The 6,436-nt window shown below is 71.2% G+C and carries 10 protein-coding genes; 9 read left to right on the top strand and 1 reads right to left on the bottom strand.

Annotated elements, in window-relative coordinates; translation table 11 throughout:
• Nucleotides 1-342 (bottom strand): hypothetical protein (locus VJR25_RS05670; RefSeq protein WP_324113426.1); only part of this gene is annotated, 342 nt, incomplete at its 3' end.
• A gap of 101 nt (nt 343-443) precedes the next feature.
• Here VJR25_RS05670 and rpe point away from each other — a divergent pair.
• From rpe to trpB, 9 genes are all read left to right on the top strand, one after another.
• The gene (rpe, locus tag VJR25_RS05675; protein ID WP_324113428.1) at nt 444-1,112 is read left to right on the top strand and encodes a ribulose-phosphate 3-epimerase; all 669 of its coding nucleotides are present in this window, start codon (nt 444-446) and stop codon (nt 1,110-1,112) included.
• 21 nt (nt 1,113-1,133) lie between these two features.
• Nucleotides 1,134-1,397, top strand: a complete 264-nt coding sequence (locus tag VJR25_RS05680) for a phosphoribosyl-ATP diphosphatase (RefSeq protein ID WP_324113430.1) — start codon at nt 1,134-1,136, stop codon at nt 1,395-1,397.
• 32 nt (nt 1,398-1,429) lie between these two features.
• Nucleotides 1,430-2,269, top strand: a complete 840-nt coding sequence (gene hisG, locus VJR25_RS05685; RefSeq protein WP_324113432.1) for an ATP phosphoribosyltransferase — start codon at nt 1,430-1,432, stop codon at nt 2,267-2,269.
• Complete coding sequence (hisF, locus tag VJR25_RS05690; protein WP_324113434.1) at nt 2,269-3,033, top strand: imidazole glycerol phosphate synthase subunit HisF; 765 nt, start codon at nt 2,269-2,271, stop codon at nt 3,031-3,033. The genes hisG and hisF overlap by 1 nt, the downstream gene beginning before the upstream one ends.
• Nucleotides 3,030-3,392, top strand: coding sequence for a phosphoribosyl-AMP cyclohydrolase (gene hisI / locus VJR25_RS05695; protein WP_324113436.1), 363 nt, complete (start codon nt 3,030-3,032; stop codon nt 3,390-3,392). Before hisF ends, hisI begins: the two co-directional genes overlap by 4 nt.
• Nucleotides 3,389-4,021 carry a Trp biosynthesis-associated membrane protein gene (locus tag VJR25_RS05700; protein WP_324113438.1) on the top strand — a complete coding sequence of 211 codons (633 nt, stop codon included), beginning with the start codon at nt 3,389-3,391 and terminating at the stop codon, nt 4,019-4,021. Before hisI ends, VJR25_RS05700 begins: the two co-directional genes overlap by 4 nt.
• A 95-nt stretch (nt 4,022-4,116) precedes the next feature.
• Nucleotides 4,117-4,347 carry a DUF6704 family protein gene (locus tag VJR25_RS05705; RefSeq protein ID WP_324113441.1) on the top strand — a complete coding sequence of 77 codons (231 nt, stop codon included), beginning with the start codon at nt 4,117-4,119 and terminating at the stop codon, nt 4,345-4,347.
• Entirely contained in the window at nt 4,344-5,120 is a 777-nt protein-coding gene (gene trpC, locus VJR25_RS05710; RefSeq protein ID WP_324113443.1) for an indole-3-glycerol phosphate synthase TrpC, read from the top strand. The genes VJR25_RS05705 and trpC overlap by 4 nt, the downstream gene beginning before the upstream one ends.
• Before the next feature lie 2 nt (nt 5,121-5,122).
• Entirely contained in the window at nt 5,123-6,361 is a 1,239-nt protein-coding gene (gene trpB, locus VJR25_RS05715; protein ID WP_324113445.1) for a tryptophan synthase subunit beta, read from the top strand.
• The last annotated feature ends 75 nt before the right edge of the window (nt 6,362-6,436 follow it).

The raw sequence follows: 6,436 nt of genomic DNA on the forward strand, positions 1-6,436 counted from the left end.
GGACGCCTTCAGGGCGGCGTCCGTCAGGAGAGTGCGATCGAGCTTCGACGCGTCCGACAGCTCGCCGAGCGCCGACCGGGCGTCGCCCCGGGCCACCGACGTCAGGTACTTCGTGACGGATGCCGCAGCCTCGGCCCGGGCCGTCTGCGCGCGCGTCGACGCGGTCACGGCGACGACGGTGACCAGGATCGCGGCGACCACGACCAGGGCCGCGACGATGCCGATCCAGGCTCTCCGTCCCACACGACGGCGTCGCGCCGGCAGCGCCGCTTCCGCCCGCGTCGCCGGAATGTCCTCGTCGGGCCGCGGGCTCTGCCCGCCTGCGCCGGTCTCGTCGCTCATCTCGCTCTCGCCTCCCGGTCGATGCTGGATGCCTCCCTCGACGATACCCGCGCGGCACCCGACGCACGCGGGTCCGGTCGCACCACCGACATAATGGTGCTGTGGCCGACGACATCCGCATCAACCCGAGCATCCTCGCCGCCGACTTCGTCAACATGCAGTCCGAGCTGGCGCGGATCTCCGGTGCCGACTTCGTGCACGTCGATGTGATGGACAACCACTTCGTGCCGAACCTCACCTTCGGCACCCAGATGGTCAGGCGCATCCAGGAGACGAGCCCCATTCCGCTCGACGTCCATCTCATGATCACGAATCCCGACCGGTGGGCGCCCGGCTACGCCGAGCTCGGCGCGGCATCGGTCACCTTCCACCTCGAAGCGGCCGCCGAGCCGGTCTCGCTCGCCCGGCGCCTGCGCGACATCGGCGCCCGTGCCGGCGTCGCCGTCAAGCCGGCGACCCCCGTCGAGGGTCTGTTCGACCTGCTCGACGACTTCGACCAGATCCTCGTGATGACCGTGGAGCCCGGCTTCGGCGGCCAGTCGTTCATCCCCGAGATGATGCCGAAGCTGCGGCGATTGTCCGACGAGGCGAAGCGCCGCGGGTCGAGCGTGTGGCTGCAGGTCGACGGCGGGATCGCCGAGTCGACGATCGCGCAGGCCGCCGAGGCGGGCGCGGACACCTTCGTCGCGGGCTCCGCCGTGTTCGGCGCGGACGACCCGGATGCCGCCATCGCCGGGCTGCGTGACGTGGTCGCGGCGCATCGCCACTGACGGACCCGGTACCCTGGACAGGTGAAGACGTTCGACGAGTTGTTCGCCGAGCTCGCGGTGAAGATCGCAGAGCGACCGGAGGGATCCGGCACTGTTGCAGAGTTCGACGCGGGCGTGCATGCGATCGGCAAGAAGATCGTCGAAGAGGCGGCCGAGGTGTGGATGGCCGCCGAATACGAGTCGACGGATGCCGCAGCCGAGGAGATCTCGCAGCTGCTCTACCATCTGCAGGTGCTCATGCATGCGAAGGGACTGTCCCTCGCGGACGTGTACCGCCACCTGTGAACGCATCCCCTCTCTGACCGAAAGACTTCGTCATGCTGCGCATTGCCGTGCCGAACAAGGGCTCGCTCGCCGAGACCGCCGCCCAGATGCTGTCCGAGGCCGGGTACACCGGCCGACGCGACGCCAAAGACCTGTACGTCTCCGACCAGGCCAACGACGTCGAGTTCTTCTACCTGCGCCCGCGCGACATCGCGACGTACGTGGGCTCAGGGGCGCTCGACATCGGCATCACCGGTCGCGACCTGCTGCTGGACGCGCGCGGCCGGGCCCGCGAGATCGAGGCGCTCGGCTTCGCCGGGTCCACGTTCCGCTTCGCCGGCCCTCCCGGCCGCTTCCGGGAGCTCCACGATCTGCAGGGTCTGCGGGTCGCGAGCGCCTACCCGGGGCTGGTGGACTCGTACCTCGACGAGCACGGCATCGCCGTCGACCTCGTGCCGCTGGACGGCGCGGTCGAATCCGCCGTGCAGCTCGGTGTCGCGGATGCCGTCGCCGACGTGGTCTCGACCGGCACCACCCTGCGTCAGGCGGGGCTGGAGATCTTCGGGCCGGTGCTGCTCGAATCCGAGGCCGTGCTCATCCAGGGCCCGCACGACGCCGACGGCATCGACACGTTCGTCCGCCGGCTGCGCGGCGTGATGGTCGCGCGGCGCTACGTCATGATCGACTACGACCTGCCGGCGCACCTCGTCGAGCAGGCCGTCGCGATCGCCCCCGGCGTCGAGTCGCCGACCATCTCCCCGCTGCGGGACCCGGAGTGGGTGGCGGTTCGCGTCATGTCCGCCCGGCGCGAGGTCAACCACGCCATGGATGCCCTGTACGAGCTGGGCGCACGCGCCATCCTCGTGACGGCGATCCACAACGCGAGGCTCTGATGTCCCTCGTCACCCGGGTCATCCCGTGTCTCGACGTGGCCGCCGGCCGCGTCGTCAAGGGCGTGAACTTCGAGAATCTGCGCGACATGGGCGACCCGGTCGAGCTGGCCGCGCTGTACTTCGCCCAGGGCGCCGACGAGCTGACCTTCCTCGACGTCACCGCCACGGTAGAGGAGCGCGCCACGACCTACGACGTCGTGCGCCGCACCGCCGAGCAGGTCTTCATCCCGCTGACGGTGGGGGGCGGCATCCGCTCCGTCGACGACGTCGCCCGGCTGCTGTCGGTCGGCGCCGACAAGGTGGGCGTCAACTCGGCGGCGATCGCCCGGCCGGACCTCGTCGACGAGATCGCCGACGTGTTCGGCGCCCAGGTGCTCGTGCTCTCCCTCGACGTGAAGCGCTCGCCCCGCACCGAGTCCGGCTTCGTCGTCACGACGCACGGCGGCCGCACCGAGACCGACCTCGACGCCCTGGACTGGGCGCGTGAGGCCATCGAGCGCGGTGCCGGCGAACTGCTCGTGAACTCGATCGACGCGGACGGCACCAAGGTGGGCTTCGATCTCGAGCTCACCGCGCTCATGCGCGAGATCTCGAGCGTCCCGGTGATCGCCTCTGGGGGAGCGGGCGACGTGTCGCACTTCGCCCCGGCCGTGCACGCGGGCGCCGACGCCGTGCTGGCGGCATCCGTGTTCCACTCCGGCCAGATGACCATCGGGGACGTCAAGCGGGCGCTCGCGGCCGACGGGATCGAGGTGCGCGCATGACCGCGTCGATCGAGCAGCGCATCGCGCAGGTCTCCTTCAACGGGCAGGGCCTGGTCGCGGCGATCGTGCAGCAGTGGGACACCCTCGAGGTGCTCATGCTGGGCTGGGTGGATGCCGAGGCGCTCCGCCGCACCCTCACCGAGGGGCGGGTCACCTTCTGGTCGCGGTCCCGGCAGGAGTACTGGCGCAAGGGCGACACGTCCGGGCACATCCAGCTGGTGCGCGGTGCGCGCCTGGACTGCGACGGCGACGCCGTCCTGCTGCAGGTCGAGCAGATCGGCGCGGCCTGCCACACCGGAACGCGCACGTGCTTCGACACCGTCGACCTGGAGCCGGCCGTGACGGACGGGACCGCATGATCCCCGCGCCGTCCGGCGCCTCGCGGCGCGTGGGCGCGGCGCGCGCGCGTCTGGTCGCCGTCCTCCTCACCCTCGCCTGCGGCGCCCTGGGCGTGATCGCGTCCACGCAGACGTGGTTCACCGTCGACCTCACCGGCGCGGCGGCGCACAGCCTCAGCGTGCCGGGCTCCACGGCGGTGCCGATCCTGGCTCCGCTGAGCCTCGCGGTGCTGGCGCTCGGCGCCGCGCTGTCGATCGCCGGCACCGTGCTCAGATTCGTGTTCGGAGCCATCGAGGTCGTCATCGCCGCGGCTCTGATCGTCACGACCTGGCCGGTGGCGTTCACGCACCCGGTCGGCGCGGTCGCCCGCGTCGTCACCACGGCGACCGGCATCACCGGCGACGCCTCGGTCGCGAAGCTCATCGCGCAGAACGTCGCCACGCCGTGGCCCTACGTCACCGCCGTCCTCTGGCTCGTGCTCGTCGCAACCGGCGTGTTCGTGCTCGCGACCGCCCGGCGCTGGCGATCGACCGGGCGCCGCTACCGCACCGACGCGACCGGCCGGCAGCCCTCCGCCGGCCCGCTCGACGCGGTGGAGTCGTGGGACGACCTGTCCCGCGGCGAGGACCCCACCGACTCCGGTCGCTGACCGGGACGCGCCGCCCGCACCGGAGGGGGTGCGTGCCGACCCGCTAAACTGGCCACCGGGCATGTCGCCCGCCAGCCTGCACTTCAAGGAGCCCCATGTCGAACCCCATCGCAGACCCCGGCCACGGACATTCGCCCGCCGCCTGGGCGATGGTCATCATCATGCTCGCCGGCGTCTCGCTCGGCACCCTGTTCTTCTACCTTGAGATGCCCGTGCTGGTGTGGATCTCGGTCGTGATCGTCGTCATCGGCGCGATCGTCGGATTCGTCATGAAGAAGGCCGGCTACGGCGTCAACGGCCCGAAGTACCAGCCCAAAGAGCATTGAACCTCCTCGCCGATCTCACCGACGGCGCGGTCGAGGATGCCGCGCAGCGCGAGTTGACCCGGTCTCTGTCCGACGTCGAGCGCGACGCCCTCGCACAGGCTGCCGCCCGTGACGCCCTCGCATTCCTCGCCCCCGGCGACCGGGTCAAGGTGATCGCCGAGGTCAAGCGCGCGAGCCCGTCGCGCGGCGACCTAGCCGGCATCCCCGACCCCGCCCACCTCGCCGGCCTGTACGAGCAGGGCGGGGCGTCGGCGATCTCGGTGCTCACCGAGGGCCGCCGCTTCAAGGGCAGCCTCGCCGACCTCGAGGCCGTCAAGGCCCGGGTCGCGCTTCCCGTGCTGCGCAAGGACTTCATCGCCACGCCGTACCAGGTGTTCGAAGCCCGGGCATCCGGGGCCGACCTCGTGCTGCTCATCGTCGCGGCGCTCGAGCAGCCGGTGCTCGCCGAGCTCTACGGCCTCATCGGAGAGCTCGGCATGACCGCGCTCGTCGAGGCGCACTCCGCCGACGAGGTGGACCGCGCCGCGGAACTCGGCGCCCGGCTCATCGGCGTCAACGCCCGCGACCTCACCACCTTCGACATGGACCGCGACCTGTTCGGACGGCTCGCCGAGCGCATCCCGGCGGATGCCGTGAAGGTCGCGGAGTCCGCCGTGCTCGCGCCCGCCGACGTCGCCCACTACCGGGCTGCCGGGGCGGATGCCGTGCTGGTCGGCGAAGCCCTCGTGACCGGCGACCCCGTCGCCACACTTCGATCCTTCCTGGAGGCCTGATCATGCGACTGCCGGCCGACATCGGCTCGCTCCGCGCCGCACACGGGCCGTTCTTCGGCGAGTTCGGCGGGCGTTACATGCCCGAATCGCTGATCGCGGCGATCGACGAACTCACCGAGGTGTACGAGCAGGCGATGGCCGACCCGGCGTTCCACGCCGAGTTCCGCCATCTGCTTGACACATACGCCGGGCGTCCATCGATCATCACCGAGGTGCCGCGGTTCGCCGAGCACGCCGGGGGAGCGCGGATCTTCCTCAAGCGCGAGGACCTGAACCACACCGGGTCGCACAAGATCAACAACGTGCTCGGGCAGGCGCTTCTGACCAAGCGCCTCGGCAAGACGCGGGTGATCGCGGAGACGGGTGCGGGCCAGCACGGCGTCGCCACCGCCACGGCCGCTGCGCTGTTCGGGATGGACTGCACGATCTACATGGGCGAGGTCGACACCGAGCGGCAGGCGCTGAACGTGGCCCGCATGCGGCTGCTCGGCGCCGAGGTGGTCGCGGTGAAGACCGGGTCCCGCACCCTGAAGGACGCCATCAACGACGCCTACCGGGACTGGGTGGCGTCGGTGGAGACCACGAACTACATCTTCGGCACGGCCGCCGGCCCGCACCCGTTCCCGGCGATGGTGCGCGACTTCCAGAAGGTCATCGGCGAAGAGGCGCGCGCCCAGCTGCTGGACGAGGTCGGACGGCTGCCGGATGCGGTGATCGCCTGCGTCGGCGGCGGCTCGAACGCGATCGGCATGTTCGACGCGTTCCTCGACGACCCCGGCGTGAGGCTCTACGGCGTGGAGGCGGCCGGTGACGGCGTCGACACGGACAAGCATGCCGCATCCATCGAGCGGGGCCGGCCGGGCATCCTGCACGGCGCGAAGACGTACGTGCTGCAGGATGAGGACGGCCAGACGATCGAGTCGCACTCGATCTCCGCGGGGCTGGACTACCCGGGCGTCGGCCCGGAGCACTCCTGGCTCGCCTCGATCGGGCGCGCGGACTACATCCCCGCCACCGACGACGAGGCCATGCAGGCTCTGCGTCTGCTCAGCCGCACCGAGGGCATCATCCCCGCCGTCGAGTCCGCGCACGCCCTCGCCGGGGCGCTGCGCATCGGCCGCGAGCTCGGCCCGGACGCCGTGATCGCGGTGTGCCTGTCCGGTCGCGGCGACAAGGACATGGACACCGCCGCGCGCTACTTCCACCTGTACGACGACGACTCCCAGGGAGCCGGAGCATGAGCCGCATCGCCGACGCCCTGGATGCCGCCGAGGCCGAAGGCCGCGGCGCGTTCGTCGGGTACCTGCCGCTCGGGT

Origin of the sequence: Microbacterium sp., from assembly GCF_035277845.1 — a bacterium.
Taxonomy (GTDB): Bacteria; Actinomycetota; Actinomycetes; order Actinomycetales; family Microbacteriaceae; genus Microbacterium.

Coding starts and splice junctions, on each gene's coding strand:
- hisG (WP_324113432.1), top strand. CDS start 1,430: ATGCTGCGCATTGCCGTGCCGAACAAGGGCTCGCTCGCCGAGACCGCC.
- hisF (WP_324113434.1), top strand. CDS start 2,269: ATGTCCCTCGTCACCCGGGTCATCCCGTGTCTCGACGTGGCCGCCGGC.
- hisI (WP_324113436.1), top strand. CDS start 3,030: ATGACCGCGTCGATCGAGCAGCGCATCGCGCAGGTCTCCTTCAACGGG.
- VJR25_RS05700 (WP_324113438.1), top strand. CDS start 3,389: ATGATCCCCGCGCCGTCCGGCGCCTCGCGGCGCGTGGGCGCGGCGCGC.
- VJR25_RS05705 (WP_324113441.1), top strand. CDS start 4,117: ATGTCGAACCCCATCGCAGACCCCGGCCACGGACATTCGCCCGCCGCC.
- trpB (WP_324113445.1), top strand. CDS start 5,123: ATGCGACTGCCGGCCGACATCGGCTCGCTCCGCGCCGCACACGGGCCG.